The organism is Sulfitobacter sp. HGT1 (assembly GCF_013282155.1).
Lineage (GTDB): Bacteria > Pseudomonadota > Alphaproteobacteria > Rhodobacterales > Rhodobacteraceae > Sulfitobacter.
Map to the genome: position 1 here is coordinate 130,433 of NZ_BLWI01000010.1, position 23,180 is coordinate 153,612.

Sequence of the window (23,180 nt, forward strand, 5' to 3'; positions counted from 1 at the left end):
AATTAGCGATAGATTTAATGCCGCCGGTTCATCTGGCGGCATTATTTATTGGGGTATCCCAAATTTAAGGGGGCATCCCGAAACGCCCCGCCCGCAGTCAGCGGTCGGCTAGCGCATCCGCCAGCACACGCCGCACGGTTTCGCGGGGCACATCACCGGTCACGAATGAACTGCCAATCCCGCGCGCGAGGATAAAGCGAAGCTCGCCCTGCACGACCTTTTTATCCTGCCCCATCAGATCAAGCAGCGCATCGGCATCGGGCAAATCGCCTTCGATATCGCGCAGATCGGTCTTCATCCCCATCGCTTTCAAATGCGCGCGCACGCGGCTGGGGTCTTCCTGGGAACACAGCCCAAGACGCGACGACAGTTCGAACGCCAGCGCACAGCCGATCGCAACACCTTCGCCGTGCAAAAGCCGGTCGGAATACTGTGTGGCAGATTCAAGCGCATGACAGAACGTATGGCCAAGGTTCAGCAAGGCACGTTCCCCCTGCTCTGTCTCGTCGCGCATCACGATGTCAGCTTTCATTTGCACAGACCAGCGCACCGCCTCGACCCGCGCGGCCATATTCCCTGCGGCCAGCGCCGGCCCTTGGGTTTCCAGCCAGTCAAAGAACGCCGCATCGCCCAACAGCCCGTATTTCACCACCTCGCCATAACCGGCAAGGAAATCGCGCGGCTTGAGCGTGCCAAGAACGGCCGTATCGGCCAACACCAGCGCGGGTTGATGAAAGGCCCCCACAAGGTTTTTGCCCTGCGACACGTTGATTCCGGTCTTGCCGCCCACCGAACTGTCCACCTGCGCCAGCAGCGATGTCGGGATTTGCACAAATCGCACACCCCGACGCAAGATCGCGGATGCAAAGCCCACAAGATCGCCAATCACCCCGCCACCCAAAGCGATAACAACGTCTTTGCGTTCGACCTTTTGATCCAGCATCCAATCTACGCAGCGGGTCAATTGCGCCCAGCATTTTGTTGCCTCTCCGGGGGGCAGGCTCAGGGATTCCATCGTGATCCCATCCGCCGCCAACCCGGCGCGCAGGCTGTCCAGATGCAGGGCGGCAACCGTTTCGTCGCTGATCACCACCACCCGCGGGCGCGGCAGGAAGGGGGCGATATATTTGCCCGCTTCGGCCAGCAGACCCGGCCCGATATGGATGTCATATTCTCGGCCCGGCAGGCCCACATGGACGATTTCACGCATCTATTTTCTCGAGTACATCGGGGCGTGACAGCAAGGTGTCGATCACGCGGTTGGCCATTTTCTCAATCGACAGGTTTGCACCGGAAGTCGTTGAAAGATTGGCAAGTTTATAGATCGGCACCCGTGCCTTGAACAGCTGTTCCAAGGTCTGGCGCGGGTTGCTGGTGCGCAGCAAGGGGCGCGTGTTTTTGTATCTGACGCGGTTCCAGATCACGTCGATATCCGCATCCAGCCAGACCGAAACCCCCTTGGTCGAGATGTTATCGCGGTTGATCTCCGACAAGAACGCGCCGCCGCCCGTTGACAGGATACCGGGTTCTTCGTCCAGCAGACGGGCAATCACCTCGGTCTCGCGCTTGCGAAAAAACGGCTCTCCGTCGCGTTCAAAGATTTCGGGGACGGTCAGGTTGGCGGCGGTTTCGATCTCGTGATCGCTGTCCAGAAACGGAACGCCCAATTTGACCGACAGCGCCCGCCCAACGGCGGTTTTGCCCGCACCCATCATGCCCACCAGAACAACCGACTTTTTCAGCCGGTATGCAGGTCGTTTTTGGGCCGTATCGGCTGGGGTTTGCTCAAATTCGTTCATTTGTCTTTGAATGACGTGATCTTACTGAAAAGGCCATATATAGATATTCAAAATGTTCGAAAGAAAGCAGGCAGTATTTATGGGCAAGCTAATCAAGTTTTTGATTTTCCTTTTGGTCTTCGGATTCATGGGGCTTGTCGCCTATGCGTATCTTGGCCCGTTTTTTGGCGCAAATTTCGCGCCGGATCAGATCGAGGTGCGCGAGCCCGTGCAATTGCCAGCCAAGTGACGCCGATGTTCAGGCAGATTTCCGCGCTTTGTCTGATGTGCTGGCCGGCCCTGACCATGGCGCAGGCCCCTGCCGCTGAAACGGCCCCCCTGTCGGTGATCGACTGGCTTGGCCAGCAACCAAAGGCGATGCCCGTCCGCCCCAAGCGCCCCACCAAACCCGAGGAGGCCCCAGTGGCCAAGACGGCACTGCCCCCGTTGGTGACCGTCACCGCCCTTGGCGAAGGCAGCCCGCGCGCGATCGGTCTGGTCCCTGCGCATGTCACCGGTTTGCCGCAGGATCTATGGGCGGGCAGCAGCGTCAGCGACATCACCAGCCGCTTGGCCAACCTGCCCGACTTGCATCTGCCCGCCGCACGCGCCCTGTTTTTCAGGCTTTTACTGGCCGAGGCAACAGCCCCCGAAGGCCGCGCCGCCGAGGGTGATGCGCTGGCCCTTGCCCGTGTCAGCGCCTTGATCGACAACGGTGCCGTCGATCCTGCGCTCTCGTTGATTGAACAGGCCGGTGTCGCCACATCGGCCGATCATTTCGCGCTGTGGATGCAGGTCAGCTTGCTGGTCGGCACCGAAGACCGCGCCTGTACGCTACTGATGCAAAAGCCGTACCTGACCCGTGATTACAACGTCCGTATCCTGTGTGCGGCGCGTGCAGGCAACTGGGACACTGCCGCGCTGACCTTTGGATCGGCGCAGGCTCTGGAATTGCTGCCGCCCGAACGGCTGGCCCTGCTGGACCGGTTCCTGAACCCCGACCTGTTCGAAGGCGAGCCGAACCTGACGGTGCCGCGCACAATGGACCCGATGGGCTTTCGCCTGTTCGAGGCGATTGGCGAGCGGCCCCAGACACGGTCCTTGCCGCCAGCCTTTGCCGTGGTCGATCTGCGCGATGTGGCCGGTTGGAAGGCCCAGCTTGAGGCCGCTGAACGGTTGACCCGTCTTGGTGCCTTGCCCGACAACCGGCTGTTGGGCATCTATTCGGACCGGGCGCCTGCGGCTTCGGGCGGGATATGGGACCGGGTCGAGGCGCTGCAACGGTTTGACACCGCCCTGCGCACCCGCAGCGCGGACGCGGTTGCCAAAACATTGCGCCCCGCGTGGCAGGCCATGCAAGAGGCAGAGCTTGAAGTCAGCTTTGCCACGCTCTTTGCCGAAGGCTTGCAGGCAATCCCGCTCGAGGGCAGTGCCGCGGCCTTGCGCAACCGGATCACGCTGTTGTCGCCGTTTTATGAAACGGTTGCCTCTGGTACCACGGTTCCCCCAACGGCAGAGATCGCATTCATGAGCGCCATTGCCACAGGCACCGCCCCTGGCCGCGTTCCCGACATGAATCAGGCCGACGCCATTGCCAGCGCCTTTACCACCCCGTCGCCCCGCAGCAATCTGGTCAGCGATGCGCAGAACGGCAAACTTGGCATGTCTATTCTGGCAACGATCGCGCTGCTGGAAGACGGTGCAAATGGCGACACCGCCGCGTTGCGCGACGCCTTGTCCACGCTGCGCGCTTTGGGGTTGGAAGACTTCGCCCGCCGCGCCGCCCTGCAAGTGCTGCTGCTGGAGCGCGGCTGATGCACAGCGACACCTTTCACTGGATATCCACCTTTCTGGAGGCGCAGGCCGCAGAGCTGGGTGCCGCGACGAACACGCTTTTGGCCTATGGCCGCGATCTCAAGGATTTTGACAGCTATCTGGCCCGCAGAACCCTTGATTTCACCACCGCCACCCGCAACGACGTCGAAAGCTATCTGGTGTGGTGTGACGCGCAGGGCCTTGCCAAATCCACCCGCGCACGCAGGCTGTCGGCTGTCAAACAGCTTTACCGTTTCGCCTTTGAGGAAGGGTTGCGCGACGATAACCCCGCGATCCAGATCACCGGCCCCGGTCAGGAAAAGCGTCTGCCCAAGGTGTTGTCGGAAGACGAGGTGGACCGCCTGCTGGATGCCGCACGCAATTCGGGCCGCAGCTTGCAGGACCAGCTGCGCAACACCTGCCTGATGGAGCTGTTATACGCGACAGGCATGCGGGTCAGCGAACTGGTCAGCCTGCCGGTCAGTGCCACCCGTGGCGATCCGCGGCTGTTGCTAATCATGGGCAAGGGCGGCAAGGAACGGCTGGTGCCGCTGTCGCCCCCTGCCCGCCAAGCGCTGGCCGACTGGCTGGTCGAGCGTGACAAGATCGACGCCGCTGCGCAGGCAAAGCGACAGCCCGCCTCGCGGTTCTTGTTCCCGTCCCGTGGGGTTGCGGGATATCTGACGCGGCACCGGTTCTATCTGATGATCAAGGAATTCGCGGTTGCAGGCGGCGTTGATCCGGCCAAAGTGACCCCGCACACCTTGCGCCACGCCTTTGCCACGCATCTGCTGGCCAATGGTGCCGATTTGCGGTCGATCCAGACAATGCTGGGCCATGCCGATGTGGCAACCACCGAAATCTACACCCATGTCCTCGAGGCGCGCCTGTCAGAGCTGGTTTTGGAAAATCACCCGCTGGCCAAGGCGGCACGGCGCAGTTCCGGCGGCAGCACGTCTTCGGACGGCCAGTAGCCGCTGCGCAAGGCGCTGTGGTAGCCTTGGGTAAGTCCGGCGCGTTCCATCGCCGCCACCGCCGCCTCGACATCATAGCCCAGCTTGTGAAACGTCACCTGCCCTTGGTCCAGAACCGCAAAGCGGGTGTCCTGCCCGCCATCATGGGGCGGCATGCCGATCACGCCCGCATTGATCCAGCGCCCCTTTGCGCAGTCCTTGGTGAACGGTATCCCGCTATGGCCCGCGACAATCGCGTCCACGGGGCCAATCGCAGCCTCCACAGCGGCCCATTCTTCCTCGAAAACCTTCCGATCCGAACAGGGCCAGATAAACCGCGCAATATCGGTCATCCCGCCATGGATCACGGCAAAGCGTTGGCCCGCATGGGAGAAACTGATGATATCCGCCGCCGCCGCCATCCAGTCGCGTTGGTCCGGCCCGATCTGGCTATTTGCGACCCCGTACCACCCTTCCGACAGCAGATCGCAGGTCGTGCCTGCGTCAAACCCGCAGCCGCAATCCGGTGCCCCGGCCGCCAGCTGCTTTTCGCAATTGCCTGCCACCAGCGGGATACCCGCCGCGCGCAGGGCATCCGTGGTCGCTGACGGATCGCCGCAATAGGCCACCACATCGCCGGTACAAATCATCCGTTCCGCCGGGATCGCACGCTGCCGGGCCGCGTCCATCAGGGCATGAAGCGCCTGCAAATTCGAATATGGGCCACCAAACAGCAACACCGGGCCCTCGACCCTGCCCAAATCTTGATGCTTCACAATGCTCATCCCTTGAATGAAACCGCCCACGCGCCCATAACGTAACCACAATCGCAAAAGGTATATTCTCAAATGGACACGGTCCCCGCAATGCTTGACGGAGAGTTCTGGATCAGCGTCGGCATTATTTTGTTTCTTCTGGTGCTGTCGGGGTTCTTCTCCGGCTCTGAAACGGCCCTGACGGCGGCGTCGCGCGGCAAGCTGCGCGCCCAGGCTGACAAGGGGTCCAAGGGGGCCGAACGGGCATTGGCGATCACCGAAGACAACGAACGGCTGATCGGCTCCGTCCTGTTGGGCAACAATCTCGTGAATATTCTTGCAGCCTCCCTCGCCACCGCGCTTTTCACGCGGTTGTTTGGCGAATCCGGTGTGGCCATGGCAACATTGGTCATGACCCTGCTGGTCCTCATCTTCTCCGAAGTGCTGCCAAAAACCTATGCGATCACAAATGCCGAAGCCGCAGCCGGTCTGGTGTCGCGCCCGATTTCGATTGTTGTCTTGATCTTCAGCCCCATGGTCAGCGCGGTCCGGTTTCTGGTGCGCGGGATATTGCGCCTGTTTGGCGTAACGATCGACCCTGACAGCAACATTCTGGCGGTTCGAGAAGAAATCGCCGGCGCGCTGCAACTGGGCCATTCCGAAGGGGTCGTCGAAAAAGAGGACCGCGACCGGATTCTGGGGGCGCTGGACCTGCGCGAACGCGTGGTCGAAGAGGTCATGCTGCACCGCTCGGGGATCGAGATGATAGACGCCCGGCTGGACCCGGCCAAGATCCTCGAACAATGCCTTGAGTCCAGCCACACCCGCCTGCCCGTCTACCGCGATGATCCCGAAAATATCGTCGGCGTGATCCACGCCAAAGACCTTTTGCGCGCCATGTACAAACGGATCACCGAAGCGCCGGCCGGTGCCGAACCCTTCAAGGATTTCAACATCACCGATGTGGCGATGAAACCCTATTTCGTACCCGAAACCTCAACCCTTGACGAACAGATGCGCCAGTTCCTGCGCCGCCGCACCCATTTTGCCCTCGTCGTGGATGAATACGGCTCCCTGCAAGGCCTGATCACCCTCGAAGACATCCTCGAAGAAATCGTCGGCGAGATCACCGATGAATTCGACGCAGAGGCAGACATGGGCGTGACCAAAGCCGAAGACGGCCAGTATTTCGTCGATGGTGCCATGACCATCCGCGACATCAACCGCGCCACCGACTGGAACCTCCCCGATGACGAAGCCAACACAGTCGCAGGACTGGTGATCCACGAGGCGCAAATGATCCCGACCCCCGGTCAGGTCTTTGTGTTCCACGGCTTCCGCTTCGAGGTCACGGCCCGCGATGGCAACCGGATCACCCAATTCAAAATCCGCCCCCTCTAGCCCCTTCTCTGGCGTGAAAATATCCCGGGGGTCTTGGGGGCTGGCCCCCAATCTTCAAAAGAAATGGCCCCCGAGAACCAGTGCTAACCGCGCAACCGGGCCCCATCTGGGTCAAACGGGGCCTGTTCCAGCACGACCGCGCCATGGGGCACCCCCAGCACCATCACCTCGACCCTGTCGCCCGGCTTCACGTTTTTCACAAACCCAAGCGCCAGCGACAGCCCGACCGAATAGCCATAGCCCCCTGAGGTCACACGCCCAACCCCCACGCCATCCTTGAATATCGGCTCCCCGCCCGTCGCGTCCGCGTTTGACGCATCAGTCGCATCGGCATCCAGCGCCAGAACGACCAGCTGTTCACGGGCGGGCTTCTGCAGCACCTCCAGCAGGGCCGGTTTGTTCAAAAACTCTTTGTCCAGCTTGCACAAACGGTCCAGCCCCACTTCTTGTGGCCAGTATTCGGGGCTGTATTCGCGGCCCCATGACCCATAGCCCTTTTCGATCCGCAGCGACATCAACGCACGCGATCCGACAGGGCCAGCGCCCACATCGCGGCCTGCCTTTATCAGAGCCCCGTAAAGTGCGGGTTGATCGGCTGCATCACAATGCAGTTCCCAGCCCAGATCGCCGGTGAATGACACGCGCAAGGCCAGCACGCGGATGCCCGCTATCTCCAGCCATTTTGACCGCATGAAGGGGAAATCGGCCCCGTCCAGCGATGTGTTCGTCAGCCGTTGCAGCATCTCGCGTGATTTTGGCCCCGCGACGTTAAAGCCGCACATCGCAACGGTCTGGCTCTCGAACACGGTCCCTTCGGGCAAAGGCACCGCGTTAAAGAACCGCTGGTGATAGCGTTCGGCCATGCCCGACCCGATGATCCAGAACTCCTCGTCTCCCAATCGCGTCACGGTGAAATCGCCCGCAATCCCGCCGCGCACCCCGATCAGCGGGGTCAGACAGGACCGCCCCACAGCCTTGGGCATGGTGTTGGCGAAAACGCTGTTGAGCCAGCTTTCCGCATCCGGCCCCGTACAGCGGTATTTGGCAAAGTTAGAGATGTCGATGATCCCCGCCTTGTCGCGCAGCATCCGGCATTCATCGCCCACAGGCGCCCACCAGTTTTGCCGCGTAAACCCGTCGGTATCTGCGGTGCCGGGGGTGTCGGCAAACCACAAGGGGTGTTCCCAGCCATAATTCAGCCCGAACACGGCCCCCATCTGTTTCTGGGTCTCATAGACGGGGCGCGTGCGGACGGGGCGGCCTGCGGCGCGTTCCTCGTTGGGGAAATGGATCTTGAAACGGTTGGCGTATTGGTCCCCCACCCGCGCCTTGGTGAACGCAGCATCGGCCCAGTCGCCAAACCGCGCCACATCCCAGGCGAACATGTCATAGCGGGATTCGCCCGTGACGATCCAATCCGCCGCCAGCAGCCCCATGCCGCCTGACTGCGAGAACCCCGGAATAATCCCGTTACAACAGAAATAGTTGCGCAGTTCAGGCACGGGGCCAAACAGCACATTGGCATCGGGCGACCAGATCATCGGCCCGTTGATCACCCGTTTGATCCCGGCGGTCCCCACGGCGGGCACCCGGTCAATGGCGCGCATCATGTTGGGTTCGATCCGTTCCAGATCATCGGCAAACAGTTCATGGCCAAAGCCAAGCGGCGTGCCGTCCTCGGCCCAGAACCGCAGGTCTTTTTCATAGGCACCGACCAGCAGACCCTTGCCTTCCTGACGCAGGTAATATTCGCCGTCACGGTCTGCGACCGATGGCAGACGGCGGTCAAGCCCTGCGATTTCGGGGATGGTTTCGGTGACGAAATACTGGTGTTCGGTCGGTTGCAGCGGCAGGGTCAACCCCGCCATTGCCGCGACCTCGCGGCCCCATAGACCTGCGGCGTTCACAATCCATTGCGTTGCGATATCCCCCTTTTCGGTGCGCACGATCCAGCTGCCGTCGGGTTGCTGTTCGGTCCCCGTGACGGGGCAAAACCGGATGATTTCGGCCCCGTTCTGCCGCGCACCTGTGGCATAGGCATTGGTCACGCCCGACGGGTCCACATTGCCGCCCGAGGGTTCGAACATGATGCAGCGGATGCCGTCATAATTGACCAGCGGATGCAGGCGTTCGGCCTCGTCGCGGGTGACTTCGTGGAAATTCAGCCCATAGTATTTCGCCTTGGCCGCTTGCAGCCGCAACTGGTGTTCACGCGCCTCGGTCTGCGCCAGATACAGGCTGCCGGGCTGGAACACGCCGCACGACTGGCCGGTTTCGGCCTCGAGCGCATTGTACAGGTCCATCGTGTAGTTCTGGATGCGGGTGATGTTGTTGTTGTCATGCAACCCGTGAATATTCGCCGCTGCGTGCCATGTGCTGCCCGACGTCAGCTCGGACCGTTCCAGCAAAACGACATCCGTCCACCCCAATTTGGTCAGGTGATACAGGATAGAGCAGCCGATAACGCCACCCCCGATAACGACGGCTTGAGCATGGGTGCGCATATTTTGGGTTCCAGTTCCCTGTGACAATCGCCCGAGTTTGGCGGCCCGGGAACCATTGCGGTTGCTTAAAACCGACAAATCCCGTCGCCATCAAGACAAGCTCCGCAAAATATGGGGCATGTAGAAGGGCTTAGGTGGCTTGGCCCGCATCGAGTTTGGCGGTCACACTGTCACGCACTTCTTTAGCTGCGCTTTTCAGCAATTGGTCGCGATCGGGGGCGAAATCGATCCCTGACAGGGCGCGCAACAAATGCCGCTCAGCAGCACCGCGCGCAGCCTTGCACAAACCGTCATCGGGGTGGCGCATCAGCCCGCCCAAGGTGGATTGCAAACATTGCTGCACCTCGACCACCGTTTTGCCGTCCCGCGCCAAGGCCCCAAAGGCATCCTGGATCAAATCCTCCGGATCAAGCGGTCTGACAAATATGTTCTCCAGTATCTCGTCGCGGTCGCGCGCGACTTCGTCGTCGTAATCGGTCAGAATGCGCCCGATACGGTGGATCACGTCAATCGCCGTGCCAGGATCATTCACGCCGGGCGACAGCGCCTTGGACGCGACCTCGCCCATGACGATCAACCCGAAACGCGGGTCTTGGTCAAAGGTGCGGACATCGCCGACAATAATGCTGCGTTGAATGCCGTCGTGCAGGGTTTCATCGGTATGATCGTCGTCAATCGGCTCCCCCACACGGTGAACTTGCACCAAAGGTTCGTTGACGAACACGAAACCACCGATATTGCGCACCAGATAGATATGGACGCCGTGGTTCTTGGCGACACTGTCCAGCCCCTCAGGATAAATGTGCTGGATGTAGCCGCTTTCATTTGCCCTGATCACCTCGGCACCCTCGGGCACCGCATCAACCAGCGGATTGGCCCCAAGGCAGGGGTTGGCCAGACGGTCGCGGAATGTGCGGCAGGTTTCGCGCTCGACCTGACGGGAGGTGTCGATCAAGCTGCCAAAGCTTTGCAAATGCAGCACCCAGCGGATCAGGTAGAAGACGATCAGAACCAGCACCAACACGGTGGTGATAAACAGGACAAAGGCGCGTTTGTCGTCGAACACGCCCAATTCCCGCATGATGATCGCGATCAGCGCGTACACATAAGCCCCGATAAATACCGCCAATGTGTTTTGTGTAGTCAGATCCTGAATGATCAACCGGTGCACACGCGGGGTCCATTGGGTCGATGAACTGCGATAGACCGACACCATCACGCTGAGCGAGAATGTGGTGACAGCCAACATGGCGTTCGCGATGATCGACAACAGCCGGTCTGCTGCCGCGCCGGTCAGCGTCGTGCCTAGCTTTTCAGGTATCCAGCTTTCGATAAGCGAACTCAGCGCCACAGCACCGATGGCAAGCAGGCCCATAATCGCCACCCGCACCGAAAGCTGGCGGCTGTAATAGCGGGCTTTGCGGATCAGGGTCGACGGGTTGAGAAGGTCTTTTATCATAGCGTGCAATCTAATGTGGTGGCATCTCTTGTCCAGCGGCGCTTTGCCAAGCTGGCCAAAAGGGATGAGCCAAACCCGACATGAAATGTCGCTGCGCAACATGCCACATGTCTGTCACCTTGCAACGATCCCCTGAAACCGCCCCAAAGGGAGACCCAAGATGAAAACCACCACCCGTGCGCTCGTGATTGGGGGCGGCGTCGTTGGCGCGTCGGTTTTGTATCATCTGACCAAACTGGGTTGGAAAGACGTGATGCTGGTGGAGCGGTCGGAACTGACCTCGGGCAGCACATGGCACGCCGCTGGCGGGTTTCACACGTTGAATGGCGATACGAATATGGCCGCGTTGCAGGGCTATACCATCCGTCTTTACAAAGAGCTTGAGGAAATCACCGGCATGTCCTGCGGCTTGCATCACGTGGGCGGCGTGACCCTTGCCGATACGCCGGAACGTTTTGACATGATGCTGGCGGAACGGGCCAAGCACCGCTTTATGGGGCTCGATACCGAGATCGTCGGACCGGAAGAAATCGCCAGGATCGCCCCGATTACCAACCTCGAGGGCATTATCGGCGGGCTTTATGATCCGCTCGACGGGCATCTTGACCCGTCGGGCACGACCCACGCCTATGCGAAGGCGGCACGTATGGGCGGTGCCACCATTGAGACCCATTGCATGGTGCGCGAAACCAACCAACGCCCAGATGGCACGTGGGATGTGGTGACAGACAAGGGCACGATCCACACTGAACATCTGATCAACGCAGGCGGGTTGTGGGCACGTGAAGTGGGCGCGATGGCGGGTGTGTACTTTCCCCTGCACCCGATGGAACACCAGTATATCGTCACCGACGACATCCCCGAAATCTATGAACGCGAGGCCGAGCATCCGCATGTGATGGACCCCGCCGGAGAAAGCTATCTGCGCCAAGAAGGGCGCGGGCTGTGCATCGGGTTTTACGAACAATCCGCGCGGCCTTGGGCGGTGGATGGCACGCCATGGGGGTTTGGCCATGAACTGCTGCCCGATGACTTTGACAAGATCGAACAAAGCATTGATTTCGCTTATAAACGCTTTCCCGTGCTGGCCACTGCCGGTGTCAAATCCGTCATCCACGGCCCGTTTACATTTGCGCCCGACGGCAATCCGCTGGTGGGGCCCGTGCCCGGCCTGCGCAATTATTGGTCGGCTTGCGGCGTGATGGCCGGCTTCTCTCAGGGGGGCGGTGTCGGGCTGACGCTGGCGCAATGGATGGTCGAAGGTGAACCGGAGCGCGATGTGATGGCGATGGATGTGGCGCGCTTTGGTGACTGGATCAGCCCCGGCTATACCTTGCCCAAAGTGATCGAAAATTATCAAAAGCGGTTCTCGGTCTCCTATCCGAACGAGGAACTGCCCGCCGCCCGGCCCCATCGCACCACGCCGATGTATGATATTTTCAGCCGTCTGGGCGCGGTCTGGGGCCAGCAATACGGGCTCGAGGTGCCCAACTATTTCGCCACGGGGGATGAGCCGACCTTCGAGACACCGTCCTTCCGCCGCTCTGACGCGTTCAGCGCTGTGGCGCGCGAGGTTGCGGGGGTGCGAGGCGGTGTTGGCATCAACGAGGTGCAGAATTTCGGAAACTATCTGGTCACGGGGGCGGACGCCCGCGCATGGCTGGACAGGATCATGGCGGGGCGCGTGCCTGCCCAAGGGCGTATGTCACTGACGCCGATGCTGTCGGAAAAAGGCAAGCTGATCGGTGATTTCACCATGTCCTGTCTGGATGCGCAAACCTTCCAGCTGACCGCATCTTACGGCGCGCAGGCCTATCACATGCGCTGGTTTACCCGGCATTTACAAGGTGATGTGCGGGTCGAGAATATTTCCGACAAACGTACGGGGTTCCAGATTGCAGGGCCGAATGCCGCAGCCGTTCTGGCCACCTGCACCCGCGATGACGTCACCACCCTGCGGTTCATGGATGTGCGCAAAATGACCGTCGGCATGGTGAATTGTCTGGTGCAGCGGGTCAGCTATACCGGCGATCTGGGGTTCGAGATTTATTGCGACCCGATGGATCAACGCAGCCTTTGGACCACGCTTTGGGAAGCAGGCAAAGCCTTTGACATGGTGCCTTTTGGAATGCGCGCGATGATGTCGCTGCGGCTCGATAAATTTTTTGGCAGTTGGATGTCGGAATTTTCGCCTGATTACACCGCCGCCGAAACCGGGCTGGACCGGTTCATCAGCTTCAAGAAGAACGTTGATTTCATTGGCAGAACCGCAGCCGAGGCTGATCGGCGCGCTGGCCCGGATCGCACGCTTTGTGCATTCGAGGTGGATAGTATCGACGCCGATGTGCATGGCTACGAACCGATCTGGCATGACGGTCAGGTGGTGGGGTTCTGCACCTCGGGCGGCTATTCGCATTTCGCGGGCAAATCCATCGCCTTGGGGTTTGTCCCTACGGGCAGCAGGCGCGACGGTTTGCGGGTAGAGATCGAGATTTTGGGCAAGATGTGCCCTGCCCGTCTGATCACGACCCCCTTGTTTGATGCCGATGGCGCAAGAATGCGCGGCGCACCCTTAACCCCGTGTTGAAATCGCGCTAGTCATAACGGATGAGCAAACCCGTCCTCCCGATTATCCTGCTAGCCGCTGGCCAGTCATCGCGCATGAAAGGCCGTGACAAACTGCTTGAGCAGGTGGACGGGATGCCCTTGTTGCGGCGTCAGGCGATGATGGCTTTGGCTGCGCACTCAGGGCCAGTGATTGTGACCTTACCGGTCAAACCGCACCCGCGCTATGACGTGATCGCGGATCTTGAGATCACCCGGGTCCCCGTTCCCGATGCCGATGAAGGCATGGCTGCATCCCTAAGGCGCGGATTTGCTGCGCTGCCGCCAAACACGCCAGCCGCGAAGCTGTTGCTTGCCGATCTGCCGGATTTGACCATCGTCGACTTGAAGAAGTGCCTGCAAGCCGTTGATTTAAAATCAACTAACTCGATCTGGCGCGGGGCGACTTCGCAGGGTCAACCGGGGCACCCCATTATCTTTGCGGCTGTGCATTTTGCGGAATTCGCGAAAGTGACCGGCGACAATGGCGGTCGCGAGATCGTCGCCGCCGCAAAGGACCATTCAGTCCTAATTCCGCTTTCAGGACAACAGGCCCGCCGTGATCTGGACACCCCCGAGGCCTGGGATAAATGGCGCGCCGAAAACCCCGACCGTTAGCCGCAGCGGGCACATCGCGTGCATGAGGGCCAGTTAACGGTCGAACAGGATGACGTCGGCTTTCTTGAGGGTGCGGCGGGCAGATAGATAGGCGTTCGTGCCCTCCTGCGTGGCCAGTTCTGGAAAAATCTCTTGAATTTCAGTGCGCTGTGCGTTGCCGATCCCCGCAAGGCTTTGCTGGGTGGGTTGAAAGCTTTCGGTCCAGACACCGTTTGACAGCACGACCTCGTGGTGATCGCACATAAAGTGATAATAGGTCGTGCCGGTGCTGGCGACGACATCGACCCCTTGGACACCCGTCAGATGCTTGGCCGCAACCAGCACTTCGCGTTCCTCGAAATACAAGGCGGTTTTATCATTCGCTACCAGAACACGGTGGTTCGGGCTTAGCATCATGTCACGCTCCGGCAGATTGCTGCCCAAAGCCCCCTGCCGGATCAGAACCGGTTTCAGATGCGCGGCGCGGGAAAGATCACCTGACGTCATGGCGCGCCGCCCGGTCCAGCGGATTTCCTGAAGCCCATTGTCGCGCGTCACCACAACATCCCCGACCTGCAAATCCTCGACCTTGCGTTCGCCTTTTGGCGTGGCAATGCGTGTCCCTGTGGTAAAGCAAGGCGTTATTTCAGTATCGGGCGTTGGCAACGTCATTATCCTTGGTCATCGTAAATAGCTTGTCGTGAAAAAACCGTAAAAGCGCGGGCAAGTTTTATGCAGCCCAGCATAGCTGCCCCGGTTCGGCCCAGAAAGATCAAACAAGAAACAAAATTAACATATTAAGGGGCTTGTGGGGTTATATCGGCATTTTCAGAAGATCAACGTTGCGGGGATTTTCGGCCATTGTTTCCAAATTGATGCGCATTTTGCATCGGCCCTCCCAAGGAAATCGGCAATATTCCCCAAATTCCGCCCCAAATCACCCAGCAGGTCAGCGCATTGTTTCCAATGTCGAAAACCGGCATCGGCATAGAAAAAAGCCTGACCCCGGCAAAATTCGCGCAGGGAAAGAAACGGCAACAGGAACCAATCCCATCGGATTTTAAGCATTTTTTCAGGATTTGGGAGGGAGCCGCCATATTCGATAACAATCGAATGATGGCTGACTCGAGTCCAATTCATAAATCCCTGCAACACAGTCGCAGTCTTCATGCGGAATAACCTGCAAAGGTTATTGGTACCCAAGGCCGGACTCGAACCGGCACGCCTCGCGGCGGGGGATTTTGAATCCCCTGCGTCTACCATTCCGCCACTCGGGCACTGGGGGGCTGATACCGCGCAACGCACAGGTCGGCAAGGGTAAATTTGCGGGTTTTTCTTGACCCCATGCGATAGGCATGGTGTTGCCTTGAAACATTGTCATTTTAGCGGAGAACCACGCATGATCCGAGGTCTGTATGACTGGGTGTTAAGCCTTGCCAACCACCCGAAAGCACTGTGGGCGCTGGCATTCATCGCGTTCATCGAAAGCTCGGTCTTTCCGATTCCACCCGATATCATGATGATTCCGATGATTTTGGCGCGGCCTAACCGGGCCTGGCTGATCGCGGGCGTGGCACTGGTCGCGTCGGTGCTGGGGGGGATGCTGGGCTATGCCATCGGGGCATTTGCCTTTGATACGATCGGGGCCCCTATTCTGGCGAGCTTGGGCAAGGCCGATGCGATGGCCGAATTCTCTTCGCGTTTCAATGACATGGGGTTCTGGGCCGTGTTGACCGCTGGCGTCACGCCGTTTCCTTACAAGGTGATCACGATCATGTCGGGCTGGACGGCCATGCCGCTTGGCACGTTTATCGTCACCTCGATCCTTGCACGCGCCTTGCGGTTCTTTATCGTCGCGGCGCTGTTGTGGAAATTCGGCGCGCCGGTGCGCGACTTTATCGAGCGGCGGCTGCCGCTCATGTTTACAATTGCCGTTGTGCTTCTTTTTGGCGGCTTTTTTGCGGTGAGGTATCTGTGATGACGCGCAAGACTTTGGTTCTATTGGCAACCCTTGGTTCAGCGGCGCTGCTGTTGGGGGCCTTCGGGTTTCAGCATCTGGGCGGGATGGCCCCGTGCAAATTGTGCCTGTGGCAAAGATGGCCCCACGCGGCGGCAATTGTGATCGGTGTGATCGTGCTGTTCGGTGCGCCGCGGGCCTTGATCTGGCTGGGCGCGCTGGCCGTTACGGTTACAGGCGCAATCGGCGTTTATCATGCTGGTGTTGAATGGAAATGGTGGCCCGGCCCGTCAAGCTGCACAGGCGGCGGCATGGATTTGGGCGCGCTAAGCGGCAGCGATCTTCTGTCGACGACCGCGCCTTCTGGCTTGGTCATGTGCGACGAGATCGTGTGGCAGCTGTTCGGCCTGTCGATGGCGGGCTGGAACGCCGTGATCTGCGCTGTCTTGTTGGCGTTCTGGGTGGCTGCGGCGCGGGCGCGCACCTAACCCGCCTGCGCGCCCTGCCCGGTTTTACGGGTTTTCAACAACAGGCTGGTTTCACTGGCCACAACACCGTCAAGCTTGCGAATACGGGCCAGAACCTCGTCAAATTCCTCGAGGGTTTTGGTGCCGATTTCGACGATCACATCCCAGCGGCCATTGGTCGAATGCACCGCCCGCAACTGCGTCATGCCCATCAGCGTGCGGGTGATCCGGTCAGTGCCGCGCCCTTCGATTTCGATCATCATCAACCCGCGCACCGGATCGGCCAGAACATCCGAGCGCGTCACCACCGTAAACCCCAATATTTCACCGCTTGCTTGCAGCCGCTCAAGCCGGGCACGCAATGTTGTGCGCGAAATGCCCAGCCGTGCCGCCAGATCCGACAGCGACGCGCGCGCGTCCTCGCGCAGGGCCGAGACCAGTGCTTCGTCCGATTTGTTCATTTGATCCATCCAATCTGGTCAAAATATCTCCGGTTTGGTCACTTTATTACATTGTGACGATCCAGACCAGCCAGATATGTCTGTTGAAACGCAATCAAAGGGGTCTTTTCCATGACACAGCAAAACTGCATTCTTCTGGGCGCACCGATGGACAGCGGCAAGCGCCGTTTGGGCTGCCTGATGGGGCCTGACGCCTATCGCACCGCAGGGCTTGCAACGGCGCTGGCCGATCTGGGTCACACGGTCACAGACCGCGGCAATGTCCCGCCCGCCCCCTATACGCCCGGCCAGCACCCCAAATTGCACGCGCTTGAGGAAACGATCGCCTGGACCCAAAGCCTGGCTGACGCGGCCGAGGCAGCACTAGGCGAAGGCACCCCGATCTTTATGGGCGGCGATCATGCGCTGGCGTCCGGCACCGTCTTGGGCGCAATGCGGTTTGCGCAGGCGCAGGGTCGTCCCTTGTTTGTGTTGTGGCTGGATGCCCATAGCGATTTTCACACCCCCGAAAGCACCGACAGCGGCAATTTGCACGGCACGCCCTTGGGGTACGTGACGGGGCGCGAGGGTTTTGATGCCTTCCCCGATCTGCCCTATCCGCTGCCCCACGACAATATTGCCATCATCGGCTTGCGCTCTGTCGATGCGGCTGAACGCGCTGCCTTGCAGGAAACCACCATCCAGCGGGTCGACATGCGCGAGATTGACGAAACCGGCATTGCCACGCCGTTGAATGCCTTCCTTGCCAAGGTCGCGGCGGCCAACGGGATGCTGCATGTGTCGCTGGATGTTGATTTCCTTGACCCTTCCGTTGCGCCTGCTGTCGGCACCACGGTTCCGGGCGGTGCCACCGTGCGCGAAGGCCATCTGGTGATGGAAATCCTCCACGACAGCGGCTTGATGACATCACTGGATCTGGTGGAGCTGAACCCGTTTCTGGATGAACGCGGCCGCACTGCGCGTTTGATGGTTGATCTGGCCGCCTCTGCCTTTGGCCGCCGCGTCTTTGACCGCCCCACCCGCGCCTATTGATCCCGTGAAAGGATGCCAGCCATGACCAATCTCAACCCCTCTGCCAAGGCGCTTGTGCCGTTTGTTTCCGTTCACAACATGATGAAGCTGATCCACCACGTCGGTGTTGAACCCATGTTGGTGGGGCTTGGTGACTATATCGAGGCCGATTTCAAACGGTGGGAGCTGTTTGACAAAACCCCGCGTGTTGCCAGCCATTCCGAACAGGGTGTGATCGAATTGATGCCGACCTCGGACGGGGATGTCTACGGGTTCAAATACGTCAACGGGCATCCGTCCAACACGGCAGACGGGTTGCAGACGGTGACGGCTTTCGGGTTGCTGGCCAATGTCGCCAATGGCTATCCGGTGTTGCTGTCCGAGATGACGATGCTGACGGCGCTGCGTACGGCTGCGACCTCGGCTGTGGTTGCGCGGTTGCTGGCCCCCAAGGGTGCGCATGTGATGGCGATGATCGGCAACGGGGCGCAATCGGAGTTCCAGACACTGGCGATGAAGGCGATTGTCGGCATCGACGAAGTGCGCCTCTTTGATATCGACCCAGCCGCCACCGCGAAATGTGCGACAAATCTGGCGGGCCACGGGATCAAGGTCGTGGCCTGTGACACCGCCGAAGACGCCATATTGGGCGCGCAGATTGTCACCACCTGCACCGCAGACAAGCAATATGCGACGATCCTGACTGATAACATGGTCGGTGCTGGCATCCACATCAATGCGATTGGCGGCGATTGCCCCGGCAAGACCGAACTGGCCCCGGCGATTTTGCACCGTGCGGGCATCTTTGTGGAATACCCCGAACAAACCCGTATCGAGGGCGAAATCCAGCAGCTTGACGCCGATCATCCGGTGACTGAAATCTGGCAGGTGTTGACCGGACAGGCCAAGGGCCGCACGGATGACAAGCAGATCACCCTGTTTGACAGCGTCGGTTTCGCGATCGAGGATTTCTCGGCGCTGCGCTATGTGCGCGACCAGATAGCCAGCACGGGGCTGTTTGACCCGCTTGACCTGCTGGCCGATCCCGAAGATCCACGCGACCTGTTCGGGATGCTGCAACGCGCGGGCTAGGGTCTAGGCTTTCGCGGTCACGTCGTGATGATACAGCCAGTTAAAGGAACCGATCATGGCACCGGGGGCGATTTTGCTGGCCAGACGCAGGCCGGTATGGGCCGCGAACCTGTTCAGACCGGGTGCCATATGGTAGCGGGCCGCGTTGCCCGCTGCCGCCTTGATCACCCTTTTTGCGCGTGGTTTGCGCAAGGCCTGATACCGGTTCAGGGCCTGTTCTTCGGGGGCATTCAACACGCAATCGGCCAGCACCCACGCGTCCTCCAGCGCCATATTGGCCCCTTGGGCCAGAAACGGCAGCGTTGGATGCGCGGCATCGCCCACCAGCGCAACACCGTCGCTTTGCCACGTCTCGGCGACAGGATGCAGGTGCAGCCCCCATAACGTGCAGCGTTCAACGGCGGCGATCATTTCGCCCGCACGGCCGCCAAAGCCGTCGAATGCCTTGCGCAGATTTGCCGGATCATCCGCGATGGCCCAGCCTTCGGGGGCCCAGCTGTTGCGCTCTTCGACAGCGACGAGGTTCACCAGTTTGCCGCCGCGCAGGGGATAGCTGACCAGATGGCGACCGGGGCCCATTGTGACATGCGCCTCGTTGGGGTGACTGAACCGGTTCGGCACCAATGCACGCCACGCCACCTGCCCGCTAAATCGCGGCTCGTTTGTGGCATTCAACATGCCCCGCGTTTTTGAATGGATGCCGCTTGCGTCAACGACCAGCTTGGCACGCCTTGTGCTGGCATCGGCCAACCTGACCTGCGGCAAGGGCCCGGGAACGCAATGGTCGGACGCGATCCCCAATTCAACCGACACATTGCCCCGTTTGGCCGCCCCCCACAGCAGATCAATCAGATCGGCCCGGTGCATGAACATATAGGGATGGGCCGCCTGCCCGCGCATCAGGTCCAGCCGCGCCACCTGTTTTCCGTCCCTGTAGTCTTGCAAGACGACGGCTTCGCCCCGTACGGCCCCGCGGTTTTCCAACTGCGTTTCCAGCCCCATCGCACGCAACACGGCCATACCATTGGGGCTGATCTGCAAACCCGCGCCGACTTCGGTGATCTTGGGGGCCTGTTCTAGCAAGGTCACGGCCATACCACGGCGCGACAGGCACGCAGCAGATGCCAGCCCGCCAATCCCGCCGCCAATCACGATTGCATTACTGATGGCCATATTGCCCCCCATGAAAAAAGCGCCACGGCTTGCACCCTGACGCTTGTTTAATTTTTTTCTTAGGAACGCTCAATCGTCACGATGGACTTTTTCGCGGCGCTCGTGACGCTCTTGCGCCTCAAGGCTCATCGTTGCGATGGGCCGGGCGTCAAGACGTTTAAGCGAGATAGGATCGCCGGTCACCGAACAATATCCGAACTCACCATCATCAATGCGGCGCAAGGCGGCGTCGATCTTGCTGACCAGTTTGCGGGCCCGGTCACGTGTGCGCAATTCCAATGCACGGTCTGTTTCTTCGGAGGCACGATCGTTCACGTCAGGGATGTTGCGCGTGCCATCCTGCAGACCTTCGATTGTGTCGCGGCTGCCTGCCAGCAGCTCTGCTTTCCAGTTTAACAACTTGCGTCTGAAATACTCAACTTGCCGATCATTCATGAACGGCTCGTCTTCGGCAGGGCTATAGCCGTCTGCCAGAAAAACTTCCTGCTTCATATCATTCCCCATAGCGGTCCTTGATCCAGTCATTGAGGTCAGTCTCCCGACTCCGCTCCTGTTGCAGGCGTCTAACGCAGCGTTCACCGATTGTCACTACACAATGGAGTCGAAAATTGGTTTAAGGACCCCGAATGACGCGCCAGAGAAGGTTGATAACAAGATGAAATTCCAAGGTACTGATGACTACGTCGCAACGGATGACCTGACAATCGCGGTAAACGCGGCGGTGACGCTTGAACGTCCGTTGCTGGTCAAAGGCGAGCCGGGCACCGGTAAAACCGAACTGGCACGCCAGGTGTCCAACGCGCTTGGGCTGCCGATGATCGAATGGAACATCAAGTCGACAACCCGCGCCCAGCAGGGCCTGTATGAATATGATGCGGTCAGCCGCCTGCGGGATAGCCAGTTGGGCGAAGAGCGCGTGCATGACGTGAAAAACTATATCCGCAAAGGCAAGATGTGGCAGGCGTTCGAGGCCGAAGGCAAAACCGTTCTGCTGATCGACGAGATCGACAAAGCCGATATCGAATTTCCCAACGACCTTTTGCAAGAGCTCGATAAGATGGAGTTCTTTGTCTACGAGACAGGCGAGACCATCAAGGCGGTCAACCGCCCCATCGTGATCATCACCTCCAACAATGAAAAAGAACTGCCTGACGCGTTTTTGCGCCGTTGCTTCTTCCACTATATCCGCTTCCCCGAAATGGACACGCTGCGCAAAATCGTCGAAGTGCATCATCCGGGCATCAAAGAAAACCTGCTGACCACCGCGCTGACCCAGTTCTACGAGATTCGCGACCAACAGGGCCTCAAGAAAAAGCCGTCGACATCCGAGGTGCTGGACTGGCTGAAATTGCTGCTGGCCGAAGACATGGATGCGGCTGATCTCAAGAAAGATGGCAAAAGCGCGTTGCCCAAATTGCATGGTGCCTTGCTGAAAAACGAACAGGACGTACACCTGTTTGAACGTCTTGCCTTCATGGCCCGCGCTCAGAAATAGCGCGGGAAACCAAATCTAGTGGCGGCTGTACCCGCAGCCCATATGCACTTGTGGCGTGCACGACACGCACGCCACATGCCTGCCGTAATCGTTAACATTTTTCTCTCTTTTGACATTATTGGTCCTTAGAAAGGTCTGGTTAGTGGGCAATTTTGACCCTGTAATCAGCTCAAAAGGGCACGCAGGCAAATGATTGATATGAATTTGGCACGGTTCGTGCTGTCAATGCGCACTCTCGTTGCGACCCGCACCGGAGCGTTGCGCCCGGGCTTTTGTGGTGACCGCACGTGAGGGGCCGTTTTCTCTTTCCGATCATGTTGTTGGTAAATGCCTGTGTTCCGGCCTCCCATCCCGGCGTCGTCACCCGTGCGGCCTTTGAAAGCCCGTCCTCATCCTTGCCCGCGATGAAAAGCTTTACGGCCCATTACCCGCAAGCCGCCCCCCGATCCAATAACGACCTGTCGCTGGATTTCATCGATCTGTCATTCCGCATGGAAAGCGGCAAGGACCTGCGCGTTCTGACCCGGTTCGAAGGGCCAATCACGATCCGGGTCATAGGTGCCCCGCCCAGCACCCTTGGCCCCGATCTGACACGGCTGATTTCGCGGCTCCGGTCAGAGGCGCGCATCGACATCAGCCCGACCAAGGCCGCCGATGCAAACATCACCATCGAAGCGGTCAGCCGGTCCAAAATCCGGCAGGTGCTGCCGGAGGCCGCCTGTTTTGTGGCCCCCAATGTCAGCAGCATCGACGAATACAAGAAAGTCCGGCGCAACGCCCAGACCAATTGGTCGTTGATGACCACGCGCAAGCGGATCGCAATCTTTTTGCCCAATGATGCCAGCCCCCAAGAGGTGCGCGATTGCCTGCACGAAGAAGTCGCACAAGCCCTTGGGCCGCTCAACGATCTCTACCGCCTGCCCGACTCCGTCTTTAACGACGACAATGTCCATACGGTGCTGACCGGATTTGATATGATGATCTTGCGGGCCTATTATGACCCCGCCTTGCGGTCCGGCATGACACGCGGTCAGGTCTCAAACGCCCTGCCCGGTATCTTTGCCCGCATCAACCCGCGCGGCACATCGACCAAAGCCCGCTTTGTCACGCGGACCCCGCGCGAATGGAATCTGGCCGTTCAGGGCGCGCTTGGGCCCGGTCGTTCCGATGGCCAACGTCAGGATGCCGCCTATAGCGCGATCAAGATTGCGCAAAGTCTGGGCTGGCAGGATCACCGCCGCGCCTTTGCGCATTACGCCATGGGCCGCGCCTTGCAAAGCGGCGACCAGGAAGCCGCGCATAAGCAATACCAGCTCGCCGAGCTGTTCTATTCCCGCAACCCCGGCACCGATCTGCACCGCGCCTATGTCGCCACGCAATTGGGGGCCTATGCGATCGCCACTGGCGATGGGGCCGAAGCGCTGCGGCTAATTGGCCCACATATTGAAACTGCACGCCGCCGTGAAAACGCGGCCTTGCTCAGCACCCTTCTTTTACTGCGCGCCGAAGCACTGGAGCTGGAAAACCGCGTGGCCGAAGCGCAGCTTGTCAGGCTGGACAGTCTTGGCTGGGCGCGTTACGGCTTTGGCTCTGATTGGGCTGTGCGGGCCAAAATGCGCGAAATCGCGTCACTGAACCCGCTCAAATAACACGCAAAG

Annotated in this window: 22 protein-coding genes and 1 tRNA gene; 12 read left to right on the forward strand and 11 right to left on the reverse strand. The window is 59.7% G+C overall.

The window, feature by feature from the left end; translation table 11 throughout:
* Nucleotides 1-97: 97 nt before the first annotated feature.
* Both aroB and HGT1_RS10660 read right to left on the reverse strand, forming a co-directional pair.
* Nucleotides 98-1,210 (reverse strand): 3-dehydroquinate synthase, encoded by a 1,113-nt coding sequence (gene aroB / locus HGT1_RS10655; RefSeq protein ID WP_176249926.1) that lies wholly within the window; start codon nucleotides 1,208-1,210, stop codon nucleotides 98-100.
* Nucleotides 1,203-1,799 (reverse strand): shikimate kinase, encoded by a 597-nt coding sequence (locus tag HGT1_RS10660; protein ID WP_176249927.1) that lies wholly within the window; start codon nucleotides 1,797-1,799, stop codon nucleotides 1,203-1,205. The genes aroB and HGT1_RS10660 overlap by 8 nt, the downstream gene beginning before the upstream one ends.
* A gap of 79 nt (nucleotides 1,800-1,878) precedes the next feature.
* Here HGT1_RS10660 and HGT1_RS10665 point away from each other — a divergent pair, with 79 nt between their 5' ends.
* From HGT1_RS10665 to HGT1_RS10675, 3 genes are read left to right on the forward strand one after another with little or no spacing between them, the layout of a single operon-like run.
* A complete protein-coding gene (locus tag HGT1_RS10665) occupies nucleotides 1,879-2,028 on the forward strand; it encodes a hypothetical protein (protein ID WP_176249928.1) in 150 nt (49 codons plus the stop codon).
* 5 nt (nucleotides 2,029-2,033) lie between these two features.
* Nucleotides 2,034-3,593: a hypothetical protein gene (locus tag HGT1_RS10670; RefSeq protein WP_255200169.1), complete on the forward strand. Its 1,560-nt coding sequence runs from the start codon at nucleotides 2,034-2,036 to the stop codon at nucleotides 3,591-3,593.
* The gene (locus HGT1_RS10675) at nucleotides 3,593-4,567 is read left to right on the forward strand and encodes a site-specific tyrosine recombinase XerD (protein WP_176249929.1); all 975 of its coding nucleotides are present in this window, start codon (nucleotides 3,593-3,595) and stop codon (nucleotides 4,565-4,567) included. Before HGT1_RS10670 ends, HGT1_RS10675 begins: the two co-directional genes overlap by 1 nt.
* Here HGT1_RS10675 and HGT1_RS10680 read toward each other — a convergent pair.
* On the reverse strand, nucleotides 4,504-5,331 hold the full coding sequence (locus tag HGT1_RS10680) for a metallophosphoesterase (protein ID WP_217902983.1): 828 nt from the start codon (nucleotides 5,329-5,331) through the stop codon (nucleotides 4,504-4,506). The genes HGT1_RS10675 and HGT1_RS10680 overlap by 64 nt on opposite strands.
* 63 nt (nucleotides 5,332-5,394) lie before the next feature.
* On the opposite strand from HGT1_RS10680, the gene HGT1_RS10685 reads away from it, so the two are divergent.
* Nucleotides 5,395-6,702: an HlyC/CorC family transporter gene (locus HGT1_RS10685; RefSeq protein ID WP_176249931.1), complete on the forward strand. Its 1,308-nt coding sequence runs from the start codon at nucleotides 5,395-5,397 to the stop codon at nucleotides 6,700-6,702.
* An 83-nt stretch (nucleotides 6,703-6,785) separates the two neighbouring features.
* Here the strand turns inward: HGT1_RS10685 and HGT1_RS10690 are convergent, their stop codons facing one another.
* A complete protein-coding gene (locus tag HGT1_RS10690) occupies nucleotides 6,786-9,206 on the reverse strand; it encodes an FAD-dependent oxidoreductase (RefSeq protein ID WP_176249932.1) in 2,421 nt (806 codons plus the stop codon).
* A 130-nt stretch (nucleotides 9,207-9,336) separates the two neighbouring features.
* Complete coding sequence (locus tag HGT1_RS10695; RefSeq protein ID WP_176249933.1) at nucleotides 9,337-10,665, reverse strand: DUF2254 domain-containing protein; 1,329 nt, start codon at nucleotides 10,663-10,665, stop codon at nucleotides 9,337-9,339.
* A 160-nt stretch (nucleotides 10,666-10,825) separates the two neighbouring features.
* Between HGT1_RS10695 and HGT1_RS10700 the strand changes: the two genes are divergently transcribed.
* Both HGT1_RS10700 and HGT1_RS10705 read left to right on the forward strand, forming a co-directional pair.
* The gene (locus HGT1_RS10700) at nucleotides 10,826-13,252 is read left to right on the forward strand and encodes an FAD-dependent oxidoreductase (protein ID WP_176249934.1); all 2,427 of its coding nucleotides are present in this window, start codon (nucleotides 10,826-10,828) and stop codon (nucleotides 13,250-13,252) included.
* A 20-nt stretch (nucleotides 13,253-13,272) separates the two neighbouring features.
* The gene (locus HGT1_RS10705) at nucleotides 13,273-13,887 is read left to right on the forward strand and encodes an NTP transferase domain-containing protein (RefSeq protein WP_176249935.1); all 615 of its coding nucleotides are present in this window, start codon (nucleotides 13,273-13,275) and stop codon (nucleotides 13,885-13,887) included.
* A 33-nt stretch (nucleotides 13,888-13,920) separates the two neighbouring features.
* Here HGT1_RS10705 and HGT1_RS10710 read toward each other — a convergent pair whose 3' ends face one another.
* The 3 genes from HGT1_RS10710 to HGT1_RS10720 form a co-directional block, all read right to left on the reverse strand.
* Nucleotides 13,921-14,538 (reverse strand): Hint domain-containing protein, encoded by a 618-nt coding sequence (locus HGT1_RS10710; RefSeq protein WP_176249936.1) that lies wholly within the window; start codon nucleotides 14,536-14,538, stop codon nucleotides 13,921-13,923.
* Nucleotides 14,539-14,694: 156 nt separating this feature from the next.
* On the reverse strand, nucleotides 14,695-15,036 hold the full coding sequence (locus HGT1_RS10715) for a hypothetical protein (RefSeq protein ID WP_176249937.1): 342 nt from the start codon (nucleotides 15,034-15,036) through the stop codon (nucleotides 14,695-14,697).
* A 23-nt stretch (nucleotides 15,037-15,059) separates the two neighbouring features.
* Nucleotides 15,060-15,143, reverse strand: a tRNA-Leu gene (locus tag HGT1_RS10720).
* Between the two features lie 122 nt (nucleotides 15,144-15,265).
* On the opposite strand from HGT1_RS10720, the gene HGT1_RS10725 reads away from it, so the two are divergent.
* A complete protein-coding gene (locus HGT1_RS10725) occupies nucleotides 15,266-15,844 on the forward strand; it encodes a YqaA family protein (RefSeq protein ID WP_176249938.1) in 579 nt (192 codons plus the stop codon).
* On the forward strand, nucleotides 15,844-16,311 hold the full coding sequence (locus HGT1_RS10730; protein ID WP_176249939.1) for a disulfide bond formation protein B: 468 nt from the start codon (nucleotides 15,844-15,846) through the stop codon (nucleotides 16,309-16,311). The genes HGT1_RS10725 and HGT1_RS10730 overlap by 1 nt, the downstream gene beginning before the upstream one ends.
* On the opposite strand, the gene HGT1_RS10735 is transcribed toward HGT1_RS10730, so the two are convergent.
* Nucleotides 16,308-16,751: an Lrp/AsnC family transcriptional regulator gene (locus HGT1_RS10735; protein ID WP_176249940.1), complete on the reverse strand. Its 444-nt coding sequence runs from the start codon at nucleotides 16,749-16,751 to the stop codon at nucleotides 16,308-16,310. The two genes, HGT1_RS10730 and HGT1_RS10735, sit on opposite strands and share 4 nt — an antisense overlap.
* A gap of 111 nt (nucleotides 16,752-16,862) precedes the next feature.
* Between HGT1_RS10735 and rocF the strand changes: the two genes are divergently transcribed.
* On the forward strand, nucleotides 16,863-17,783 hold the full coding sequence (gene rocF, locus HGT1_RS10740) for an arginase (protein WP_176249941.1): 921 nt from the start codon (nucleotides 16,863-16,865) through the stop codon (nucleotides 17,781-17,783).
* A gap of 21 nt (nucleotides 17,784-17,804) precedes the next feature.
* Nucleotides 17,805-18,854 carry an ornithine cyclodeaminase gene (locus tag HGT1_RS10745; protein ID WP_176249942.1) on the forward strand — a complete coding sequence of 350 codons (1,050 nt, stop codon included), beginning with the start codon at nucleotides 17,805-17,807 and terminating at the stop codon, nucleotides 18,852-18,854.
* A gap of 3 nt (nucleotides 18,855-18,857) precedes the next feature.
* Here the strand turns inward: HGT1_RS10745 and HGT1_RS10750 are convergent, their stop codons facing one another.
* On the reverse strand, nucleotides 18,858-20,027 hold the full coding sequence (locus HGT1_RS10750; protein WP_176249943.1) for an FAD-dependent monooxygenase: 1,170 nt from the start codon (nucleotides 20,025-20,027) through the stop codon (nucleotides 18,858-18,860).
* Between the two features lie 69 nt (nucleotides 20,028-20,096).
* Nucleotides 20,097-20,531, reverse strand: a complete 435-nt coding sequence (gene dksA / locus HGT1_RS10755) for an RNA polymerase-binding protein DksA (protein ID WP_176249944.1) — start codon at nucleotides 20,529-20,531, stop codon at nucleotides 20,097-20,099.
* Nucleotides 20,532-20,682: 151 nt separating this feature from the next.
* Between dksA and HGT1_RS10760 the strand changes: the two genes are divergently transcribed.
* Nucleotides 20,683-21,522, forward strand: coding sequence for a MoxR family ATPase (locus tag HGT1_RS10760; RefSeq protein WP_176249945.1), 840 nt, complete (start codon nucleotides 20,683-20,685; stop codon nucleotides 21,520-21,522).
* Nucleotides 21,523-21,836: 314 nt separating this feature from the next.
* Entirely contained in the window at nucleotides 21,837-23,171 is a 1,335-nt protein-coding gene (locus tag HGT1_RS10765; protein WP_176250219.1) for a DUF2927 domain-containing protein, read from the forward strand.
* Nucleotides 23,172-23,180 lie beyond the last annotated feature (9 nt).